The organism is Kribbella sp. NPDC058693, from assembly GCF_042715335.1.
Classification (GTDB): Bacteria; Actinomycetota; Actinomycetes; order Propionibacteriales; family Kribbellaceae; genus Kribbella; species Kribbella jiaozuonensis.
Map to the genome: position 1 here is coordinate 73,892 of NZ_JBHXSQ010000001.1, position 20,574 is coordinate 94,465.

General features: G+C 68.2%; 17 protein-coding genes. 6 read left to right on the forward strand and 11 right to left on the reverse strand.

The genetic code is table 11. The features are described 5' to 3' along the window. Nucleotides 1-86 precede the first annotated feature (86 nt). Nucleotides 87-1,613: an alkaline phosphatase D family protein gene (locus ACFWUU_RS00385; RefSeq protein WP_380171433.1), complete on the reverse strand. Its 1,527-nt coding sequence runs from the start codon at nt 1,611-1,613 to the stop codon at nt 87-89. 198 nt (nt 1,614-1,811) lie between these two features. Here ACFWUU_RS00385 and ACFWUU_RS00390 point away from each other — a divergent pair, with 198 nt between their 5' ends. Beyond that, the gene (locus ACFWUU_RS00390; RefSeq protein ID WP_380171435.1) at nt 1,812-2,891 is read left to right on the forward strand and encodes a fatty acid desaturase family protein; all 1,080 of its coding nucleotides are present in this window, start codon (nt 1,812-1,814) and stop codon (nt 2,889-2,891) included. A gap of 75 nt (nt 2,892-2,966) precedes the next feature. Beyond that, nucleotides 2,967-4,031 carry a fatty acid desaturase family protein gene (locus ACFWUU_RS00395; RefSeq protein WP_380171437.1) on the forward strand — a complete coding sequence of 355 codons (1,065 nt, stop codon included), beginning with the start codon at nt 2,967-2,969 and terminating at the stop codon, nt 4,029-4,031. On the opposite strand, the gene ACFWUU_RS00400 is transcribed toward ACFWUU_RS00395, so the two are convergent. From ACFWUU_RS00400 to ACFWUU_RS00415, 4 genes are all read right to left on the reverse strand, one after another. Further along, nucleotides 4,008-5,036 (reverse strand): LacI family DNA-binding transcriptional regulator, encoded by a 1,029-nt coding sequence (locus ACFWUU_RS00400; RefSeq protein ID WP_137254606.1) that lies wholly within the window; start codon nt 5,034-5,036, stop codon nt 4,008-4,010. The two genes, ACFWUU_RS00395 and ACFWUU_RS00400, sit on opposite strands and share 24 nt — an antisense overlap. A gap of 47 nt (nt 5,037-5,083) precedes the next feature. Beyond that, the gene (locus tag ACFWUU_RS00405) at nt 5,084-6,778 is read right to left on the reverse strand and encodes a ribonuclease J (RefSeq protein ID WP_137254605.1); all 1,695 of its coding nucleotides are present in this window, start codon (nt 6,776-6,778) and stop codon (nt 5,084-5,086) included. Continuing rightward, nucleotides 6,775-7,713, reverse strand: coding sequence for a 4-hydroxy-tetrahydrodipicolinate synthase (gene dapA / locus ACFWUU_RS00410; RefSeq protein WP_380171439.1), 939 nt, complete (start codon nt 7,711-7,713; stop codon nt 6,775-6,777). Before dapA ends, ACFWUU_RS00405 begins: the two co-directional genes overlap by 4 nt. A gap of 240 nt (nt 7,714-7,953) precedes the next feature. Next, nucleotides 7,954-8,766, reverse strand: a complete 813-nt coding sequence (locus ACFWUU_RS00415; protein WP_380174243.1) for a metal-dependent hydrolase — start codon at nt 8,764-8,766, stop codon at nt 7,954-7,956. Between the two features lie 129 nt (nt 8,767-8,895). On the opposite strand from ACFWUU_RS00415, the gene argG reads away from it, so the two are divergent. Then, nucleotides 8,896-10,329 (forward strand): argininosuccinate synthase, encoded by a 1,434-nt coding sequence (argG, locus tag ACFWUU_RS00420; protein WP_380171441.1) that lies wholly within the window; start codon nt 8,896-8,898, stop codon nt 10,327-10,329. A 12-nt stretch (nt 10,330-10,341) separates the two neighbouring features. Here the strand turns inward: argG and paaE are convergent, their stop codons facing one another. Genes paaE through paaA form a run of 5 tightly spaced genes read right to left on the reverse strand, consistent with a single transcriptional unit; the run spans nt 10,342 to nt 13,803 of the window. Then, complete coding sequence (gene paaE / locus ACFWUU_RS00425) at nt 10,342-11,427, reverse strand: 1,2-phenylacetyl-CoA epoxidase subunit PaaE (protein ID WP_380171443.1); 1,086 nt, start codon at nt 11,425-11,427, stop codon at nt 10,342-10,344. Beyond that, nucleotides 11,428-11,895: a 1,2-phenylacetyl-CoA epoxidase subunit PaaD gene (gene paaD, locus ACFWUU_RS00430; RefSeq protein WP_380171445.1), complete on the reverse strand. Its 468-nt coding sequence runs from the start codon at nt 11,893-11,895 to the stop codon at nt 11,428-11,430. Beyond that, nucleotides 11,889-12,623: a 1,2-phenylacetyl-CoA epoxidase subunit PaaC gene (gene paaC / locus ACFWUU_RS00435; protein WP_380171447.1), complete on the reverse strand. Its 735-nt coding sequence runs from the start codon at nt 12,621-12,623 to the stop codon at nt 11,889-11,891. Before paaC ends, paaD begins: the two co-directional genes overlap by 7 nt. Beyond that, entirely contained in the window at nt 12,620-12,898 is a 279-nt protein-coding gene (paaB, locus tag ACFWUU_RS00440; RefSeq protein ID WP_130379720.1) for a 1,2-phenylacetyl-CoA epoxidase subunit PaaB, read from the reverse strand. Before paaB ends, paaC begins: the two co-directional genes overlap by 4 nt. Then, nucleotides 12,895-13,803 (reverse strand): 1,2-phenylacetyl-CoA epoxidase subunit PaaA, encoded by a 909-nt coding sequence (paaA, locus tag ACFWUU_RS00445; RefSeq protein WP_380171449.1) that lies wholly within the window; start codon nt 13,801-13,803, stop codon nt 12,895-12,897. Before paaA ends, paaB begins: the two co-directional genes overlap by 4 nt. A 163-nt stretch (nt 13,804-13,966) precedes the next feature. Here paaA and ACFWUU_RS00450 point away from each other — a divergent pair, with 163 nt between their 5' ends. From ACFWUU_RS00450 to ACFWUU_RS00460, 3 genes are all read left to right on the forward strand, one after another. Further along, nucleotides 13,967-15,154 (forward strand): DUF418 domain-containing protein, encoded by a 1,188-nt coding sequence (locus tag ACFWUU_RS00450; RefSeq protein WP_380171451.1) that lies wholly within the window; start codon nt 13,967-13,969, stop codon nt 15,152-15,154. Between the two features lie 18 nt (nt 15,155-15,172). Then, nucleotides 15,173-15,784, forward strand: a complete 612-nt coding sequence (locus ACFWUU_RS00455) for a GNAT family N-acetyltransferase (RefSeq protein ID WP_137254597.1) — start codon at nt 15,173-15,175, stop codon at nt 15,782-15,784. Nucleotides 15,785-15,889: 105 nt separating this feature from the next. After that, nucleotides 15,890-17,602, forward strand: a complete 1,713-nt coding sequence (locus ACFWUU_RS00460) for an alpha/beta hydrolase (protein WP_380171453.1) — start codon at nt 15,890-15,892, stop codon at nt 17,600-17,602. A 349-nt stretch (nt 17,603-17,951) separates the two neighbouring features. Here ACFWUU_RS00460 and ACFWUU_RS00465 read toward each other — a convergent pair whose 3' ends face one another. Continuing rightward, entirely contained in the window at nt 17,952-20,399 is a 2,448-nt protein-coding gene (locus tag ACFWUU_RS00465) for an ATP-binding protein (RefSeq protein ID WP_380171455.1), read from the reverse strand. Nucleotides 20,400-20,574: the final 175 nt, after the last annotated feature.

The following is a 20,574-nucleotide window of genomic DNA, read 5'->3' on the forward strand; positions in this document are numbered from 1 at the left end:
CCGCCTGACAGACGTCGTACTCACCCGCTCCGGTGGGCGGCATCCCGCACAGGCGCCGGAGCCGGGTGAGTACGACGGGGGCCCACTCAGTGGTGGGCCGGGGTGAGGTCCTTGGTCCAGAGCACGTCGCCGAACAGATTGCGCAGCGAGACCGTGAACACGCCGGTCCGCGGGTCGATCTCGGTGTGCCCGAAGAACTGGTTGCCACCCGCCGGCGACTGGCTCGGGAAGTCGGCCGCCTTCGAGAACACGACCTCCGGCCCGAACGTGCTGTCCAGCGCGTTCGGCCCGAACGTACCGGCGTTGATCGGGCCGGCCACGATCTCCCAGAACGGGTCGAAGTCCGCGAACGCCGCGCGGGACGGGTCGTAGTGGTGCGCCGCGGCGTAGTGCACGTCGGCGGTCAGCCAGACCGCGTTCCGCACCTTGCGCTTCTTGAACTGGCTCAGCACCCAGGCGATCTCGTGCTCGCGGCCACCGGGCGCACCCGGCAGACCGTTCGCGACCGCCTCGATCAGGTCACCGTCCGGCACCAGCAGGCCGAGCGGCATGTCGCTGGCGATCACCTTCCACGTCGCCCGCGACGCCGCGACCTCGCGGACCAGCCAGGCGGCCTGCTCGGCGCCGAGCATCGCTACCGGCCCGACGGTCGACGGCACCGGGTTCGCACCGCGGTACGTGCGCATGTCCAGGCAGAACACGTCGAGCAGCGGACCGTAGCTGACCTTGCGGTAGATCCGGTCACGCCCGGACACGTGCTCCATCGGCAGGTACTCGAGGAACGCCTTCTTCGCCCGCGCGGCGAGGACGTTGACGCGCTTCTCGGTGTACCGGTCGTCGGTGAGGATCTCGCCCGGGTACCAGTTGTTCAGCGTCTCGTGGTCGTCCCACTGCGCGACCAGCGGTACATCGGCGTACAGCGACCGGACGTTGGCGTCCATCAGGTTGTACTTGTACCGGCCGCGGTACTCGGCCAGGGTCTCGGCGACCTTCGAGACCTCCTCGGTCACGATGTTCTTCCAGACGGTGCCGTCGGCAACCTTCAGCTCGGCCGCGAGCGGGCCGTCGGCGTAGATGTTGTCGCCGGAGTGCAGGAAGAAGTCCGGCCGCGTCTCGTGCATCGCCTTGTACGCGATCATCCCGCCGAGCTCCGGGTTGATGCCGTACCCCTGGCCCGCGGTGTCGCCGGTGAACACGAACGAAACGGCCCGGTTGCGGCCCGGCGTGGTGAACGAGCCGTCGAGCGTCTGGCCGATCCGGCCGTTCGCGTCCTCGAAGCCGAGGCGGTAGTCGTACCGCTGCCCCGGCCGCAGCCCGCGCAGCGGCAGCCGCGCGGTGAAGTCGTCGTCGGCCGAGGTCTTCGGGCCGCGCAGGTGGATCGCCCGGTCGAACCGGCCGTGACTCGTCAGCTGTGCGACCAGACGGCCCGGCCGGTCGGTCTTCGACCAGACGACGGCCGAGGACGGAGTCACGTCGGCACTGGCGATCCCCGACGGCAGGGTGGGCCGGTCGCGGCGGACGAGATTCGGAGCAGCAGAGGCCATACCTGGTACGGCGAGGGTGGCTCCGGCAGCCGTGGATGCGGCCAAGAGCTGGCGGCGACTCAGTTTCATGACCCGAAGGTGCGCCCCGCTGATGACGGTCAGGTGAAAGCCGGGCGAACTGGGTCTCAAATCGCCCGGGGAGCCTGACGCCAACTTGTGCGCGGCTACTCGACGTGGTTCCGTTGGGACCTCAGCACCCTTCTCGTGACGCTGCCCTGGACCTGGTAGCGCATCGACCGATGCACTACAGGAACCGAGGCGTCTCTCATGTCACAGCTGCTTGCCGAAGACCACGATCCGTTACGGGCTCAACACCGACATACGAACCTCTACACCGACCTGCTCCGCACGGTCCGTGAGCTGGGTCTGCTCAAACGACGTCGCGGCTACTACTTCACCCGGATCGGCCTCGTCGTGGCCGCGTTCATCGGGGTCTGGGTCGGTTTCGGTCTGCTCGGCAACTCCTGGCTGCAGCTGCTGATGGCCGGTGCACTGGCGCTCGTGCTCACCCAGGTCGCGTTCCTGAGCCACGACAGCGCGCACCGCCAGATCTTCGACTCGGCCCACTGGAACGACTGGACCGCACGGCTGCTGGCCGGCGGACTGGTCGGCATGAGCGCGAGCTGGTGGCGGTCGAAGCACAGCCGGCACCACCAGGCGCCGAACCAGCTGCAGAAGGACCCGGACATCGACATCGGCGTGATCGCGTTCACCCCGGAGCACGCCGGCCGGCGTACCGGCTTCCAGGCCTGGCTGACCCGTCGCCAGGGCTGGCTGTTCTTCCCGCTGCTCACCCTCGAGGGCCTCAGCCTGTACGTCGCGAGCGTCCAGCACCTGCTCCGCCGCTCGGCGACCAAGGTCGAGCGGATCGAGGCCGCGATCGTGGTCAGCCGCCTGGCCGCGTACCTGACCGTGCTGTTCCTGCTGCTGCCGATCGGCAAGGCGGGAGCATTCCTCGGCCTGCAGCTCGCGATCTTCGGCATCTGCCTGGGCGGTTCGTTCGCGCCGAACCACAAGGGCATGCCGCTCGTCCCCGCCACGATGAAGCTCGACTTCCTGCGCCGCCAGGTGCTGATGTCGCGCAACATCCGCGGCGGTGTGTTCACCGACTTCGCGATGGGTAGTCTCAACTACCAGATCGAGCATCACCTGTTCCCGAACATGCCCAGCCCGACGCTCCGGCGGGTCCAGCCGATCGTGCGCGAGTACTGCGAGCTGCACGGAGTGAAGTACACCGAGGTCAGCCTGCTGTCGTCGTACCGGATCGTCGTCGATTACCTGAACAACGTCGGCCTCCGGGCCCGCGACCCGTTCGAATGCCCGCTCGTAGCGACCTACCGGGGGTAGCACTTTGCCAAGCCGACCTCGCCGGGCCATCTGGCCGCACGCCCGGCGTCACGCCACGACCTCACCCTGGCCAGCGTGAGCGCGCAACAGCAGTACGTCAGCATGTACACGGACCTCCTGCGGACCGTGCGTGAACTGGGTCTGTTCCGCCGTCGGCAGGGCTACTACTTCACCCGCATCGGCATCGTCGGTGGCGCCCTGCTCGGCGTCGTCGCCGGCATGATCTTGCTCGGCAACACCTGGCACCAACTCTGGCTCGCGGGCGCGCTGGCGCTCGTCCTGGTGCAGGTCGCCTTCCTCAGCCACGACAGTGCGCATCGGCAGATCTTCCACTCGAACGCGCGCAACGACTGGACCGCACGCATCCTGGCCGGCTGCATCCTCGGCATGAGTGCGAGCTGGTGGCGCAGCAAGCACAACAAGCATCACGCCGCGCCGAACCAGACCGACCGTGATCCCGACGTCCAGCTCAAGGTCCTCGCCTTCACTCCCGAGGCCGTCGTCGAGCGCGGACCGATCGGCCGCTGGCTCGCCGCCCGGCAGGGCTGGTTCTTCTTCCCGCTCCTCACCCTCGAAGGCGTCGGCCTGCACGCCTCGAGCCTGCGGCACCTGCTCCGCAAGGACGCGAGCCGCGCGGATCGCATCGACGCGATCGTGATCGCATCCCGGATCACGGCGTACGTCGCCGCGCTCTACCTGCTGCTGCCGCCCGGGAAGGCCACCGCGTTCCTCGGGATCCAGCTCGCGGTCTTCGGAGTACTGCTCGGCGCCGCGTTCGCCCCGAACCACAAGGGCATGCCGATCGTCCCGGCCGGATCCAAGCTCGACTTCCTCCGCCGCCAGGTGCTGATGTCGCGCAACATCCGCGGCGGCATCCTCACCGACTTCGCGATGGGCGGGCTCAACTACCAGATCGAGCACCACCTGTTCCCGAGCATGCCGCGACCGACGCTCCGGCGGGTCCAGCCGATCGTCCGCGAGTACTGCGAACTCCAAGGCATCGCGTACTCCGAAGTTGGCCTGTTCGCGTCGTACCGGATCGTCGTCGACTACCTGAACAACGTCGGCCTCCGCGCCCGCGACCCGTTCGACTGCCCGCTGGCGGCCGAGCTCAGGTCAACGCGGGGGAATCTCGCCTGATCCCCGGATCGTCAGCTTCACCGGGACCCGGACCGTGCGTCCGGGCCGGTGCGGCTCCGGGAGGCGTTCGGTCATCAGCTGGATCGCGGTCCGCGCCATCACGTCGGCCGACTGGGCGACCGCGGTCAGGCCCGGGCTGAGCAGATCCCCCAGCGCGAGGTCGTCGAACGACACCAGCGCCACCTGATCGCGACGGCCGGCCAGACCCCGCAGTACCTCTGCCGTCGTCATGTTGTTTGCCGACAGCAACGCAGTGGCCGGCTCGGCCCGATCGAGTACGGCGGACAGCGTGATGCCGATGCCCTCGGTCGTCGGCTCGGACAGGTGGACCAGGTCCTCGTCGACCTCGATGCGATGCCGGGCCATCGCCGCGCGATAGGCGACGACACGCTCCCGGGCGGTGAAGATCCGCTCGTCGTCGCCGAGGTACGCGATCCGGCGGTGACCCTGCCGGACCAGGTGGTCGATCGCCTGGTCGATCCCGCCCGCGTTGTCGGCGAGTACGGCGTCGGCCTCGATGCCGTGCGCGGGACGGTCGATCGTGACGACCGCCATCCCGGCGTCGACATGCGGCGCGAGGTACTCCTGCGTCTCGCCGATCGGCGCCATGATCAGCGCGTCCGGCCGGCGGGCGACGAACTCGAGGCAGACGTCCTTCTCCCGCTCCGGGTCCTCGTCGGTCAGCCCGATCATCACGACCGAGCCGGACGAACGCGCCCACAGCTCGACGGCGCGGCCGAGCGAGGCGAAGAACGGGTCGCCGATGTCGCGGATGACCACGGCGATCGTCCCGGTCTTGCCGCGGCGCAGCATCCGGGCCGACTCGTTCGGCGTGTAGTTCAGGTCCTTGATCGCGGCCTGGACCTTGGCCGTCAGCTCGGGGCTGACATTCGGCTCTTCGTTCACCACCCGGGAGACGGTCTTCAGTGCGACCCCCGCCCGGGCGGCGACCTCCTTCATCGTGGGCCGGCGCTGACCCGTCCCGTTCACCCCGCTGACGCTCATCGCCGGCCCACCCTTTCCTTAGCTCGCGCCGAGGCTACACCGAGTGATCAGCTCTCCACCACGACCGGGATGATCATCGGACGGCGGCGGTGGGTGTCACTGACCCACTTGCCGACCACCCGGCGGATCACCTGCTGCAGCTGGTACATGTCGTCGACACCGCTGCCGATCGCCTTCTCGATCTCGGCCTCGATCTTCGGCTTCAGGTCGTCGAAGACAGTGTCGTCCTCGGCGAACCCGCGCGCCTGGATCTCCGGCCCGGCGGTCAGCTTGCCGGTCACCGAGTCCATCACCGCGATGACCGAGATGAACCCTTCGTCACCGAGGATCCGGCGGTCCTTGAGCGAGGTCTCGGTGATGTCGCCGACGGTCGAGCCGTCGACGAACACGTACCCGCAGTCGACCTTGCCCGCCACGACAGCCTTGCGGTCGATCAGGTCGACCACCACGCCGTCCTCGACGACGACCACGTTCTCCCGCGGTACGCCGGTCTGGATCGCGAGGTCGGCGTTCGCGTGCAGGTGCCGGACCTCGCCGTGCACGGGCATCACGTTGCGCGGCTTCACGATGTTGTAGCAGTACAGCAGCTCGCCGGCGCTGGCGTGACCGGACACGTGCACGAGCGCGTTGCCCTTGTGGATCACGTTCGCACCGTGCCGGATCAGGCCGTTGATCACCCGGTACACCGAGTTCTCGTTGCCGGGGATCAGCGACGACGCCAGTACGACGGTGTCGCCCGGCTGCAGCTGTACGACGTTGTGGTCGTTGGCCGCGATCCGGGACAGCGCCGACATCGGCTCGCCCTGCGAACCGGTGGACACCAGCACGACCCGCTCCGGCGGGTAGTCGTCCAGCTCGCGCATGTCGATCAACGTGTCGCCGGGGACGTTCAGGAAGCCCAGATCGCGGGCCACGCCCATGTTGCGGACCATCGAGCGGCCGACGTACGCGACCTTGCGGTTGTGCTTCACAGCCGCGTCCATGACCTGCTGCACACGGTGCACGTGCGAGGCGAAGCAGGCGACGATGATGCGCTGGTTCTTCGCGTTGGTGAAGACCCGGTCCAGCACCGGCGCGATGTCGCGCTCGTGGGTGGTGAAGCCGGGCACCTCGGAGTTCGTGGAGTCGACCATGAACAGGTCGACACCCTCCTCGCCGAGCCGCGCGAACGCACGCAGGTCGGTGATCCGGTTGTCCAGCGGCAACTGGTCCATCTTGAAGTCGCCGGTGTGCAGCACGACGCCGGCCGGGGTCTTGATCGCGACCGCGAGCGCGTCCGGGATCGAGTGGTTGACCGCGACGAACTCACAGATGAACGGGCCGATCTGCAGGGTCTCCCCCTCGGCCACGATCTGCTGCGGCACGTTGCGGTGCCGGTGCTCCTTCAGCTTGCCCTCGAGCAGCGCGAGCGTGAGCTGCGATCCCACCACCGGGATGTCGCCCCGCTCACGCAGCAGGTAGGGCAACCCGCCGATGTGGTCCTCGTGGCCGTGGGTCAGGACGACCGCGACGACGTCGTTCAGCCGGTCCCGGATCGGCTCGAAGTCCGGCAGGATCAGGTCCACGCCGGGCTGGTTCTCGTCCGGGAAGAGTACTCCGCAGTCGACGATCAGCAGCTTGCCGTCGTACTCGAACACGGTCATGTTCCGGCCGACCTCGCCGAGGCCGCCGAGCGGGATCACCCGCAAAGCGCCCGGAGTCAGCGGTCCGGGCGCGTCGAGATCTGGATGGGGATGGCTCATGCAATCAGTCCTGCCGTCTTGAGGTCGGTGGTGAGCCAGTCCACTTGCTCGGCGGTCGCCTCAACCAGCGGCAACCGGAGTGTCGCGTGCTCGATGACGCCGGCCAGCTTGAGCGCGGCCTTCACCATGATGGCGCCCTGGGTCTTGGTCATGATCGTCTCGACGGCGGGCACCAGCCGTCGATCAATCTCCTGTGCGGTGGCGAGGTCGCCGGCCACCACGGCGTCGATCAGCTGCCGGTACTCCGGGCTCGCGACGTGGGCGACCACGCTCGCGATACCGACGGCGCCGATCGCCAGCGAAGCGAGGTTCAGCTCGTCGGCACCGCAGTAGTAGAACAGATCGGTGTTCGCCAGCACCTTGGTGGTCCCGGCGAGGTCGCCCTTGGCGTCCTTCACCGCGACGATCCGCGGGTGCTCGGCGAGCGCGATCAGCGTCTCGGTCCTGATCTCCACCCCGGCCCGGGCAGGGATGTCGTACAGCATGTTCGGCAGGCCGGTGGCGTCGGCGACCGCGGTGAAGTGCGCGCGCAGCCCGTCCTGGGGAGGCTTGTTGTAGTACGGCGTGACGACGAGCAGACCGTCGGCGCCGGCGGCCTCGGCCTGCTGGGCGCACTCGATCGTGTGCGCGGTGTCGTTGGTGCCGACCCCGGCGACGATCTTCGCGCGGCCGCCGAGGGCCTCGCGGACGGCCTCGATCAGCTGGACCTTCTCCTGGTCGGAGGTCGTCGGCGCCTCGCCGGTCGTCCCGTTCAGCACCAGGGCGTCGTTGCCGCCGTCCACGAGGTGCTTGGCGACCTTCTGGGCGGCGTCGAGATCGAGGGACCCGTCGGGCCGGAACGGCGTGATCATCGCGGTCGTCAGACGGCCGAACGGCAGCGCCGCTGAGCCGGCCGCGGACGGGCCCGACGAGGGCGTGGATTCTGGCGAGGACATGGCCCTCAGATTACCGCTCCCAAGCCCCGGAGAAATGGGTAGGCCTGGTGGCTGTCCGCTCGGGGGTCCGGGCAGCCACCAGGCTCACTCGTCCTATCGGGCCCGGCCCAGGAGTCGTTACAGCTTCTTCAAAAAAAGTCCGGAAAAACTTCTGCAAATACTCTACGTGATCGAACGGCTGCATTCCGTCTATCTATTGTGACTTCCAATGCTTTTCCTTCACCCGGCGTGTCGGGACGTTCACGACTGACCGGCTATCCAGATCTGGGTCGCGGCGAAGAGGTTGTGGAGGGCGGAGAGGGCGCCGGGGAGGAGGAGTACGCCGGCGACCAGGAGGATCGGTGCGACCACCAGGCGCTCGACCCAACTGTCGGTGCTGAAGCGGAACGGGCGCGGGAGACGCAGCTCGTACCAGGTCTCGCCGCGGATCGGGAGCGGCCAGAGCCACGGGCAGCCGGAGCGGGTCAGGCTGTCGCCCAGGCAGTGGACGAACATGCCGACTGCGACGGCGACGCCGATCCAACTACCGATCTGGGTCAGACCTGCTTGTACTGCGTCAGCAGCCGCCGTGCCGGGCAGCGGCGTGAGTGGATCGGCTGTACCGACGACGGACCAGCCGGCCGCGGCGAGGACGGCGAGGATGATCCAGTCCCCCAGCGCGTCGGCCGCCAGGACGAGGCCTGTTACCGCGATGGCGAGCACGGCCCATTTGCCACGGTCGCCGAGGTTTGCGGCGAGGAAGCCGAGCAGGATCGCCGCGGCGAGCGTGTGGGTCGCGTGACGGTGCTTGCCGGTGCTCTCCTCGTCGCGCGGGCCCTTCGTCAGGTTGTAGAGCACGCCGGAGAACGCCCGTACCGCTCCTGAAACCAAGCGGGTCACCGGACCGAGCAGTCGGGACGCACTCGCGCCCGGGTGATCCAGATCCGGCAGCAAGGCGTACCCGGCGGTGGCCGCCGCGAACGGCACCACCTCCGCCACCGACGTCAGCCCGATCAGCGGAGCCACTGCCAGTCCAGCGCACCACCCCGACAAAGCATGCGACCGCCCCATCATCCGGAGCCTCACTCCCCTCACAGTCCCCCTAATCCTCCCCTGCAAGACCTCACCAGCCCCAGCAGCCACGCTGACAACAACCGTCCAGACCGTTTTGCATAATCATGCAGGAGGGTGCATACTTTTCCTGTGTCCAAGGTGCTTACTTCTTTGCCGGTCGGTGAGCGGGTCGGGATCGCCTTTTCTGGGGGTCTCGACACGTCGGTTGCGGTTGCGTGGATGCGGGACAAGGGTGCGATCCCGTGCACGTACACCGCCGATCTCGGGCAGGCCGACGAGCCTGACATCGAGTCGGTGCCGGGTCGCGCCACGGCGTACGGCGCGGAGATCACCCGGCTGGTGGACTGCCGTACGGCGATGGTCGAGGAAGGGCTCGCAGCACTGGCCTGCGGTGCGTTCCACATCCGGTCGGGCGGCCGGACGTACTTCAACACCACCCCGATCGGCCGGGCCGTCACCGGCACGTTGCTGGTCCGGGCGATGCTCGACGACGACGTGCAGATCTGGGGCGACGGGTCGACGTTCAAGGGCAACGACATCGAGCGGTTCTACCGCTATGGCCTGCTGGCGAACCCGCAGCTGCGGATCTACAAGCCGTGGCTGGACGCGCAGTTCGTGCACGAGCTCGGCGGCCGGAAAGAGATGTCCGAGTGGCTGGTCACCCACGGCCTGCCGTACCGGGACAGCACCGAGAAGGCGTACTCCACCGACGCGAACATCTGGGGCGCCACCCACGAGGCGAAGACGCTCGAGCACCTCGACACCGGGCTCGAGACCGTCGACCCGATCATGGGTGTGAAGCACTGGGACCCGTCGGTCGTGATCGAGGCCGAGGACGTCACGATCGGGTTCGAGCAGGGTCGGCCGGTGACGATCAACGGCAAGGAGTTCGGCTCCGCGGTCGACCTGGTGCTGGAGGCGAACGCGATCGGCGGCCGGCACGGCCTGGGCATGTCCGACCAGATCGAGAACCGCGTCATCGAGGCGAAGAGCCGGGGCATCTACGAGGCGCCGGGGATGGCGCTGCTGCACTCGGCGTACGAGCGGCTGGTGAACGCGATCCACAACGAGGACACGATCGCGAACTACCACAACGAGGGCCGCCGGCTTGGCCGGCTGATGTACGAAGGTCGTTGGCTCGACCCACAATCGCTGATGCTGCGCGAGTCGCTCCAGCGCTGGGTCGGTACGGCGGTCACCGGCCAGGTCACGCTCCGGCTCCGGCGGGGTGAGGACTACTCGATCCTCGACACCACCGGCCCGGCGCTCAGCTACCACCCGGACAAGCTGTCGATGGAGCGGATCGAGGACTCGGCGTTCGGCCCGGTCGACCGGATCGGTCAGCTGACGATGCGGAACCTGGACATCGCCGACTCGCGGTCGAAGCTGGAGCAGTACGCCGGTCTCGGCATGTTCGGCAGCTCGAACCCCGCGCTCGCCTCCTCCACCGACCTCATCGGCGAACTGCCCACCGGCGGCGCCGAAGCGATCGCCTCCCGCGGCGAAGCCACCGAGGAGGACGAACTCCTCGACCGCGCCGCCATGGAGTCCGGCACCGACTGACGCCGGCTGGTCTCACGCGTCGAAGTCGAGAGTTACCGTCGGCGTCGTCGGGTGGGACTGGCAGGTGAGGACGTAACCGGCCCGGATCTCGTCCGGCTCCAAGGCCCAGTTGGTGTCCATGTTCACGGAGCCTTCCAGGACCTTGGCCCGGCAGGTGCCGCAGACGCCGCCCTTGCAGGCGAAGGGAGCGTCGGAGCGTACGGCGAGCGTCGCGTCCAGCACCGCCTTCGAGTGCTCGCCCAGCGAGAACGTCGAACGGCGGCCGTCCAAGATGATCGTGACCTGGGCGGCGTCCTCGTCCGTGGCCGTTTCCTCGACCGGCGCCTTCGGAGCCTCGTCGCCAACGTGGAAAAGCTCCGCGTGGACGTGCTCACGCGGCACGCCTTCGCCTAGGAGAAGTTCCTGGGCGCCGACGACCATCGCGTACGGCCCGCAGAGGAACCACTCGTCGACCGAGTCCAGCGGCAGGATCGTCGCGAACATCCGCTTCAGCCGGTCCGCGTCGATGCGCCCGCTGAACAGCTCGACCTCGGTCGTCTCGCGGGACAACACATGCACCAGGTGCAGGCGCTCGGCGTACCGGTCCTTCAGGTCGGCCAGTTCGTCGGCGAACATCACCGAGCCCGCGGTGCGGTTGCCGTAGAGCAGCGTGACGCGGCTGGTCGACTCGACGGCGAGGATCGTCGCGACGAGCGAGAGCACCGGGGTGATCCCGCTGCCCGCGGCGACGAAGGCGTAATGCTTTGTCTGGGTGGGATCGAGAGTCGTACCGAACCGGCCGAGGGGTGTCATCACCTCGAGCTCGTCGCCGACCTTCAGTTCCTGTGCGGCGTACGCCGAGAACTCGCCGCCGGGGAGCCGCTTCACGCCGATCCGCAGTACGCCGGAGTCGGCCGGGGAGCAGATCGAGTAGCTCCGGCGGATCTCGTCGCCGTGTCGGCGGATCGTCAGGTGCTGCCCGGCGGTGAACTCGTACTCGTCCGCCAGTTCGGGCGGTACGGCGAACGTGATCGCGACCGAGTCGTCGGTGATGGCGTCGATCGCGGCGACCTTCAACGAGTGGAAGGTGGCGCGGCGGCGGGGGGCGACAGTCCTCATTCAGATCGCCTTGAAGTGATCGAAGGGTTCGCGGCAGCTGTTGCAGCGCCAGAGCGATTTGCAGGACGTGGAGCCGAAGTGGCTGAGCTCCGATGTGTCCGGCGAACCGCACAGCGGGCAGCGAACGCTCAACCGCAGCATCACCGGTCCGGTTGAAGAAGGTGGCGCGATGCCGTAGTCGACGAGCTTCGCCTTACCTGCCTCGGACATCCAGTCGGTGGTCCAGGCCGGCGACAGGACGGTCTCGACCCGGCCGTCGACGCCCAGGTGGTTGAGGGTCAGCTCGACCTCGTGGCGGATGAGGTCCATCGCCGGGCAGCCGGAGTACGTCGGGGTGATCGTGACGACCACCTCGTCGCCTTCGTGGCGGACGCCGCGCAGTACGCCCAGGTCGGCGATCGTCAGGACCGGGACCTCGGGGTCCGCGACCTCGCCGGCTGCTTCCAGGATTGCGGCGTCGGTCACCATGTCGCACCCGGGTGGGATCGCGCCACATGCTGCAGCTCGGCCAGCAGATACCCCATGTGCTCGGTGTGCCGTCCCTCGCGACCGCCGGTGTGCTGGTACGACGACGAAGGTCGCTCGCACGTGGACTCGTCGATGACGGCCAGCACTCGATCAAGCCAAGCGTCCTGGAGCGTCGACGGGTCTACGGCAACCGGCAAGCGCTGCACCAGGGCGTCGGACTCGAAGAGTTCTGCGGTGTAGGGCCAGAGGGCGTCCAGGCCGGCCTGCATGCGGCGGTGGCTCTCGTCGGTTCCGTCGCCGAGACGGAGCACCCACTGCGTCGCGTGGTCGACGTGGTACGCGACCTCCTTGACCGCCTTCCCCGCCACGCCGGCCAGCGTCTCGTCCGCGCTCGACCGCAGCTCGTCGTACAACAGGTGCTGGTACGTCGCGAAGTACAGCAACCGCGCCATCGCGACGGCGAAGTCGCCGTTGGGCAGCTCACACAGCTGGAGGTTCAAGAACTCGCGCTCGTCCCGGAAGTACGCCAGCTCGTCCTCGGTGCGGCCGTCCATCGAACCGGCGTACTGCAGCAGCGATCGCGCCTGCCCCAGTTGGTCCAGCCCGATGTTGCCGAGGGCAACGTCTTCCTCGAGCTGCGGTGCGGCCGCGATCCACTCGGCGGTGCGCTGCGCGGAGATCAGCGCATCGTCACCGAGCCGGAGGGTGTAGACGCACAGATCGTTCACAGGTGCTCGACACCTTCCGGGACCTCGTAGAAGGTCGGGTGCCGGTAGACCTTGTCGCCGGCCGGGTCGAAGAACTCGTCCTTCTCGTCCGGCGAGGACGCGGTGATGTCGGACGCGCGCACCACCCAGATCGACACACCTTCCTGCCGGCGCGTGTAGACGTCGCGCGCGTTCCGCAACGCCATCGTGGCGTCGGGCGCGTGCAAGCTGCCCACGTGCGTGTGCGACAACCCGCGACGCGAGCGGACGAACACCTCCCACAGTGGCTCGATCATGCGGCCCGAGCCTCCTTCTTCGCTGCATAGGCAGCCGCGGCCTCGCGCACCCAGGCGCCGTCCTCGTGCGCCTTCACGCGATGCGCCAGCCGCTCCTGGTTGCACGGGCCGTTGCCCTTCACCACGTCGTACAGCTCGGTGTAGTCCGGCTCGGTGAAGCGGTAGTGCCCGTCCTCGTACACCAGTCCGTCATCAGGAACCCGAAGCCCGAGTACGTCGGCCTGCGGAACGGTCATGTCGACGAAACGCTGCCGCAGCTCGTCGTTGCTGTGTCGCTTGATCCCCCAGGCCATCGACTGCTCGGAGTGCGTGGACGCGGTGTCCGGCGGGCCGAACATCATCAGCGACGGCCACCACCAGCGGTCGAGAGCGTCCTGCGCCATCGCCTTCTGCCCAGGCGTCCCGTTGCACAGCGTGTAGAGGATCTCGAACCCCTGCCGCTGGTGGAACGACTCCTCCTTGCACACCCGCACCATCGCCCGCGCGTACGGACCGTACGAGCAGCGGCAGAGCGGGACCTGGTTGACGATCGCGGCGCCGTCGACCAGCCAGCCGATCGCACCGATGTCGGCCCAGGTCAGCGTCGGGTAGTTGAAGATGCTGGAGTACTTCTGCCGGCCGCTGTGCAGCAGGTCGAGCAGGTCCGCCCGATCCACCCCGAGCGTCTCGGCGGCGGCGTACAGATAGAGACCGTGCCCGGCCTCGTCCTGCACCTTGGCCATCAGGATCGCCTTGCGGCGCAGTGACGGCGCACGACTGATCCAGTTGCCCTCGGGCTGCATGCCGATGATCTCGGAGTGCGCGTGCTGCGCGATCTGCCGGATCAGGGTCTTGCGATACCCGTCCGGCATCGCGTCCCGCGGCTCGATCCGGCCGTCGGCGTCGATGGTCGCCTGGAAGTCCATACCCCCACCATATGTGACAGTTTTTCTCGGAATCAACAACAAGTGTCACAAAGGTGGTGCTGGACCCACTTCGGGAGTGGGTTCAGCGCTCTGGGGACGGCCGGCCGGTATCGCGAGGATTGAGGCAACAGCTCAGCCCTTACACAGTTTTCCGGAGGACCCCGTGACCACCACAACCACCGTCCCGGCCGTCGATTATCGCGGCCCGGTCACCGGCAAGGAACGTGCGCTGGCTCCCGACCTGATCCGCGGCGCGATGCTGCTGCTGATCGGCCTGGCCAACAGCGCGAACTTCGCCTTCGCCGGCCAGCCCGGCGTGGAGAGCGCGCCGCACGGCTTCGAGCGCATCCTGAACTTCGTCAAGCTCACCTTCGTCGACGCCCGTGCGTACCCGGTGTTCGCGGTGATGTTCGGCTACGGCCTGGTCCAGCTGGCCCGCCGGCAGCGGAACTCGGGCGCGACTCCCGGCGCAGCACGGCGGATCCTGCTCAAGCGCAACGGCTGGCTGGTCGCCTTCGGTCTGCTGCACGCGACACTGCTGTACTTCGGTGACTTCCTCGGCGCGTACGGCGTCGTCGGCATCATCTGCACGCTGTTCCTGCTGAACCGCAGCGACAAGTTCCACCGGATCGTCCTCGTCATCTGGGCGTTCATGGCGGTCGAGGTTCTCGTCTTCGGGGCCAAGGCCGCGCTCGCCGTCCTCAACAGCTCCGGTCCGGCCCACGCCCTGACCAACGAGCCGAACCCGTCGCTGGCCGCAACGTCGTACTTCGGGAGCATGGTCGACCGGCTGCACGAGTACCCGATGCACTTCGCGAGCGTGCTCGGCTTCATCGTCATCGTCTGGCTGGGTATCTGGGCCGCCCGCAGGCAGATCCTCGAGAACCCGGCCGCGCACAAGACTCTGCTGACCTGTGTCGCCTCGATCGGTCTCGGCATCACCGTCCTCGGCGGTCTGCCGCTCGCGTTCGTCGGCGCCGGCTGGCTGCACGTCGACGAGTCGGCGGTCGGTTCGCTCAGCTACCTGTCCCACGTCAGCGGGATGTTCGGCGGACCCGGGTACGTCGCACTGTTCGGTCTGCTCGTCGCCCGGATCAGCAAGCTGTCGTTGCCGGTTCGCGCCATCTCCGCGCTGGGTCAGCGGTCGCTGTCGGGCTACCTGTTCCAGTCGGTGTCGTGGCTGGTCCTGCTGGCGCCGTTCACGCTGGACCTCCGGTTCGGGAGTACGGCGTACACCGCGGCGCTGGTCGCGATCGGGGTCTGGATCGTCTCCGTTGTCGGCGCCTACGCGATGAGCAAGCGTTCCTACCGCGGGCCGGCCGAGACCCTGCTGCGGCGGCTCGTGTACTGACTTGCGAGGATGAGAGACATGAGTGACTTCGGCGTACCGGAACCCGCCAACCTCTCCGAGCTCTCCGGACAGTCCGGCGAGACTCCGGTGGCCGAGTCGAGTGTGCGACTCGCGCTGCCGGCGGAGGCGAACGAGATCGGCGAGATCCAGGTCGCGGCCTGGCGGTCGGCGTACGCCGGACTCCTGCCGGCCGATGTCCTCGCGGACCTGAACCCGGCGCAGTTCGCAGCCCAGTGGCGGGCCGCGCTGCTCGCGCCGGGTGAGGCACGGAACCGGGTGATGGTCGCGCTGGCCGGCCGTACGTTGGTCGGCTTCGCGGCCATCACGCCGTCCGACGACCCGGATACCGACCCGCGGCGCGACGCGGTCATCGCCGAGCTCGCGGTCGAGCCGGACGCGACACGCGCCGGCCACGGCTCCCGGCTCCTGAACGCCGTCGTCGACACGATCCGCGCCGACGGCTTCAGCCGGTTGACCGTCTGGGTCAACTCGACCGACGACGTCCTGCGCGCCTTCTACACCGAGGCCGGCTGGGCCCCGGACGGTGCGCACCGCGAGCTCGATCTCTACGGCGACGAGTCGGTCCGGATCAAGCAGATCCGCCTTCACACAGATCCTGGCGACGCGTAGCAGGTCCCCGATCGGCGACGAGCCGGGGGTGGTGCTCGACCGCGTGCTGCGGGCATGACAGATTGTCACGGTCCGATCACGTAACGCCATCCGCTGGAGTTCTGCATGAAGTACCTGACCCTGGCCGTCGGCCTGGGCATTTCCGCTGCTGCCGTTCTCGTCGTACCGGGGTCCGGGGCGACCGCCTCGATGCAGACGGCGACCGTCGTCGACAAGCCGCATCCGGTGGCGAACAAGTACCTCAAGCAGAGACCCGACTGGATCCAGTGCGGCGAACCCGAGTTCCGGACGTACTGCGCGAAGATCACCGTCCCGCGCGACTGGGCCAACCAGTACGCCGGGAACGACCTCCAGATCGCGGTCAGCAAGGTCGCACCGGCCAAGGGCAAGCCCAGCCGGGTCGTGTTCGGCAACCCGGGCGGGCCCGGTGGCGCCGGCCTCGGCATGGCGCCGTACCTCGCGAGCCAGGCTCCGCTCGCCAAGGACCATCTCACCGTCGGCTTCGACCCGCGCGGCACCGGCGGCAGCACCAATGTCAGCTGCGACGGCAGCCCCGGGTACACGATGGACGCCCGCGACCGCGACCCCGCGAACCAGGCCCTGATCACCGATGCCTCGGCCATGGTCAAGCAGTACTGCGACAGACAGTCCCGCGGCCTGCTCCCCTACATCACCACCGCGCAGACCGTGCAGGACATGGACCTGATCCGGCAGCTGCTCGGCTTCGACAAGATCGACTACGTCGGGTACTCCGGCGGGACCTGGCTCGGCGCGTACTACCAGACCTACTTCCCCGATCACGTCGGCCGCTTCGTGCTCGACTCGAACACCGACTTCACCGGGACGTGGTTCGACACGTTCGTCAGCCAGCCGCAGGCGTTCGAGCGCCGGTTCCGTGAGGACTTCGCGCCGTGGGCGGCGAAGTACGACGACCAACTGCACCTCGGTTCGTCACCCGGTGCAGTCATCCGGACCTACGAACACCTGCGCCGGGCGCTGAAGGAGCGGCCCGCGGTCGAGGAGTTCCTGGACGCGGCAGTTCAGGTGACGTACGACCAGAACGCGTTGGACATGATGATCTCCAACGATATGTATACAAAGCTCGACTTCTATTCACTCGCGATAGATATGGCATTTATCCGCGACCTTTCCGCGGCGCAGGCAAAAGGCGGCCCGCAGGCCGCGCAGCGCCAGGTCGACGGCCTCTCGCTGGCTCGCCAGCAGCAGCTCGTGCAGCGCGCCAACCGCGCGCCGGTCGGGCTCCGCACGTTCGGCACGGTCGACTCGGAGGACGCGACGTTCAACGCGATCACGTGCAACGACACGGCCTGGCCGCAAGGTCCGGAAGCCGGCGCGCAACTGGCCGCCCGCCTCGGTCCGCACTTCCCGCTGATCGGCTGGACGATGACCGAGAACCCGTGCTTCTACTGGAACCGCCCGAACCTGACCATGCCGACGCCGACCGGCAAAGGCTTGCCCACAACGCTGATGGTGCAGTCGGTGCACGATCCGGCGACCAACTACGGCCTCGCCGTCTCGGCCCGCAGCAGGTACGCCGGCTCGCGACTGCTGACCGTCACGAATGAAGGCGACCACGGTGTGTACGGCGGCGTGAACCGTTGCGCGGACAGGATCGTCAACACGTTCCTCACCACCGGGAAGGCGCCGGCCAAGGACTCCAGTTGCGCCGGCGAAGGCATCCCGGCGCCGGACAAGCTGATGCCCGGCCTCGACGGCGCCGGTACCGGTTACGGCAAGGAAACTCCTTTACGACGGATCGCCGGATTCACAAAAGCTGTTTCCGGATATCTGCACTGAATTGCCTACACACCGGCAGATTCCGATCACCTTCGGCGAATTCCGGCGGCTGCTTTCGTTGTCAGGACATATTTGTCAGGGCGATGTCAGGGTTGCGTCCCTGTCTGACACAGCGTGATAACGGCAACCTTGAGTCAGCGCGGAGGAACCGGTCGTCGACTGGGAGGGCTCGATGACGGGTGACCATCGCGGACGTGGCTTCGGCCGGCTGTGAGGTGGGGGGACTGCCTGGGGGGTCAGACAGAAAGGCACAGCCGGCCGGGTCACGAACACGCGCTCGCGCCTCCAGATCCCTCGCGGGGCACCGTCGATCCCCCAGGTCGTGGTGCCTCGCGAGGCATGTCCGGGCTTAGTTCAGAGTCGGTGAATCGGCCGCAGTCCCACCGGGTGGCGGATAGCCGTCGGCCACCGCGGCCAGCGGCGCAGCCCGGCCTGCCGACCAGGCGGTCCGGAAGGCTCGCCGTTCCAGTGCCGCTTCGACGGCGGCTCGCGTGGCCTCGCAGTCGGCCTTCTCGATCACCGGAACAGGCGCACGGATGACCTCTCGTACTCCGTCCGCCGCACCGAGCAGGAACGCGGCGTACTCGCTCCGATCCCGCTGCTGCGCGACTGCTGCCAGTTCCTCGAGCACGCTGGCCGACCGCCACCGGTCACCCAGATCGCGATGCTCGGCGAGGCTCTCGTCCAGCAGGTGTACGGCGCGCTCGGTGTAGCCGCGGCGCCGCTCGATGATGCCGAGCTGGTTCAGCGACCAGGCCACGCCCTCGCGGTACCCGAGCCGTTGCGACAGCGCGAGGCTCTCCTGCAACAGGTCCTCCGCCTCGACCAGCTCACCGCGGTACTGCGCGATCGTGCCGAGGCTGATCAGCGACCAGGCGAGTCCTTCGCCGTCGCCGACGATCCGGAAGGCGTCGCGAGCGCGCTGGCACCGACGAGCACCGATGTCCAGGTCGCCGCGGAGCCAGGCAACGAAGCCGAGGTGGTTGTGCGCCCAGGCCATCCCGGCACGGTCGCCGAGGCTCTCGTACAGGTCGTAGCTCTCGCAGTGCAGGTCCTCCGCGGCGCCGTAGTCCCCGCGTTCGCGGGCGACTCCACCGAGGCGCTGCAGCACGAGCGCAGTACCACCGGGGTCGCCCAGCTCCTTGTACTGGCGCAGGGCGGTCTGCAGGCGGTCGGTTGCGGCGTCGTACTCGCACTGCAGGAACGCCAGCGTCCCCGCGCCCAGATTGGCCTTCGCACACCACGGAGACAGCTCGGCCATCAGATCGGCCGGCAGCGAGTCTCCTAGCGCCAAGGCCCGCTCCAACCACTGGCTGCCTTCGGCGTAGTGACCGTGCATCGAGCAGAACAGCCAGAGGCCGGCGGACAACCGCAGTGCAGCCGCAGGCGAGCTGGTCCGCAAGGCCCATGCCATCGCGGCCCGCAGGTTGTACATCTCGTTCTCCAGCCGGTCCAGCCATTCCTCCTGCGCCGGACCGCGCAGATGCCCCTCGGCCTCTTCGGCCAGGCTGATGTAGAACTGCGCGTGCCGCTCGGCCGCCTCGTCCGTCCGGCCGACGGCTACCAGCCGGTCGGCGGCGAACTCCCGGATGACCGCAAGCATGTAGTACCGCGTGACGCCGCGTCGCCGGGTCACCCGGATCAGGGACTTGTCGACCAGCCGTCCGGTGAGGTCGAGCGCTTCGGCCCGCTCCAGCGGACCGGGATGCGCCTGGCCGGACATGACCGTCGCGGCCGCGTTCAGCGTCCATCCACCGACGAACACCGACAGCTGGGCGAACACGTCCCGCTCGGCCGGCGTGAGCAGGGCATGACTCCACTCGATCGCGCCGTACATCGACTGCTGGCGTGGTGACGCGGTCCGCGAGCCGCCGGCCAGGATGCCGAACGACGTCTCGAGCTCGGAGGCCAGCTCCTCGATCGTCATCACGTTCGTTCGTGCGGCGGCGAGCTCGATCGCGAGCGGCATGCCTTCGAGCCGGCGGACGACTCGGGCCACCTGGTCGAGCTGTCCGGTCGTGTCGTACCCGCGGGCGGTCGCGCGCTCGACGAAGAGCCGGACCGCTTCGGACGACTCCAGCTGGTCCGCGTCGTGCGGCAGCGAGAGAGCCGGTACGACGTACACGCTCTCGCCCGGGAGTCGGAGGAGCTCACGGCTCGACGCGAGGATCGACAGGTTCGGGCAGTATTCGAGCAATGCGGCACTGATCTGGCCGACCGTCGCCACCACGTGCGAGCAGTTGTCGAACACCAGCAGCATCGTGCTCCGGCCGATCTGCTCGGCGATCTCCTCGACCAGCCGGGTGCTCTCCAACGGATGCAGGCCGACAGACGCCGCGACGGCAGGTACGACGGCGGCCGGGTCGGTCAGCGACGCGAGCGGCACCCAGCAGATGCCGTCCTGGAAGCTGTCCGCCACCTCGTTCGCCACCGCGAGCGTGAGTCTCGTCTTGCCGACACCGCCCGGGCCGGTCAACGTAAGCAAACGCGTGATTCGCTGCCCCAGCAGGCGACTCGTAGCGGTCAGCTCGGTCGTGCGGCCGATCAGCTCGTTCGTGTGCGCGGGTGGTTGGCGCATCGGCGTCCGCGTGGTGTCCGCCTCTTTGCGCGCGGCCGCGGTCAGCCGGGAGCGGTCGGGATCGCCGAGTCGCAGCGCGTCAGCCAGCAGACGCAGCGTGTGCGCCCGTGGCGCACGCCGGCGCCCGCGCTCCAACGCCGCGATCGCGTCGACGCTCAGACCGGCCCGCTCGGCCAATGCCTCCTGCGACAGCCCGGCTTCACGCCGGTGCCGACGCAACAGGCCACCGAATCCGGCCCCCTGCACGTCGTCCGAGCCGCGGCGAGACCCTTCTGATGGCACAGGACGGCCCCACCCAGTCTCCGACCTTTACGTGGCGGCTGCCACGTACCTTCTTGAAGGTATCCCGTTCAGCACCGCGTTGTCAGTGTTCTCGGGACCTTCACAGCTAACT

Coding starts and splice junctions, on each gene's coding strand:
- paaD (WP_380171445.1), bottom strand. CDS start 11,895: ATGGTGACCGACGCCGCAATCCTGGAAGCAGCCGGCGAGGTCGCGGAC.
- ACFWUU_RS00415 (WP_380174243.1), bottom strand. CDS start 8,766: ATGATGGGGCGGTCGCATGCTTTGTCGGGGTGGTGCGCTGGACTGGCA.
- ACFWUU_RS00390 (WP_380171435.1), top strand. CDS start 1,812: ATGTCACAGCTGCTTGCCGAAGACCACGATCCGTTACGGGCTCAACAC.
- ACFWUU_RS00400 (WP_137254606.1), bottom strand. CDS start 5,036: ATGAGCGTCAGCGGGGTGAACGGGACGGGTCAGCGCCGGCCCACGATG.
- ACFWUU_RS00385 (WP_380171433.1), bottom strand. CDS start 1,613: ATGAAACTGAGTCGCCGCCAGCTCTTGGCCGCATCCACGGCTGCCGGA.
- paaE (WP_380171443.1), bottom strand. CDS start 11,427: ATGAGGACTGTCGCCCCCCGCCGCCGCGCCACCTTCCACTCGTTGAAG.
- paaB (WP_130379720.1), bottom strand. CDS start 12,898: ATGATCGAGCCACTGTGGGAGGTGTTCGTCCGCTCGCGTCGCGGGTTG.
- ACFWUU_RS00455 (WP_137254597.1), top strand. CDS start 15,173: ATGAGTGACTTCGGCGTACCGGAACCCGCCAACCTCTCCGAGCTCTCC.
- ACFWUU_RS00460 (WP_380171453.1), top strand. CDS start 15,890: ATGAAGTACCTGACCCTGGCCGTCGGCCTGGGCATTTCCGCTGCTGCC.
- dapA (WP_380171439.1), bottom strand. CDS start 7,713: ATGTCCTCGCCAGAATCCACGCCCTCGTCGGGCCCGTCCGCGGCCGGC.
- ACFWUU_RS00405 (WP_137254605.1), bottom strand. CDS start 6,778: ATGAGCCATCCCCATCCAGATCTCGACGCGCCCGGACCGCTGACTCCG.
- paaA (WP_380171449.1), bottom strand. CDS start 13,803: ATGGACTTCCAGGCGACCATCGACGCCGACGGCCGGATCGAGCCGCGG.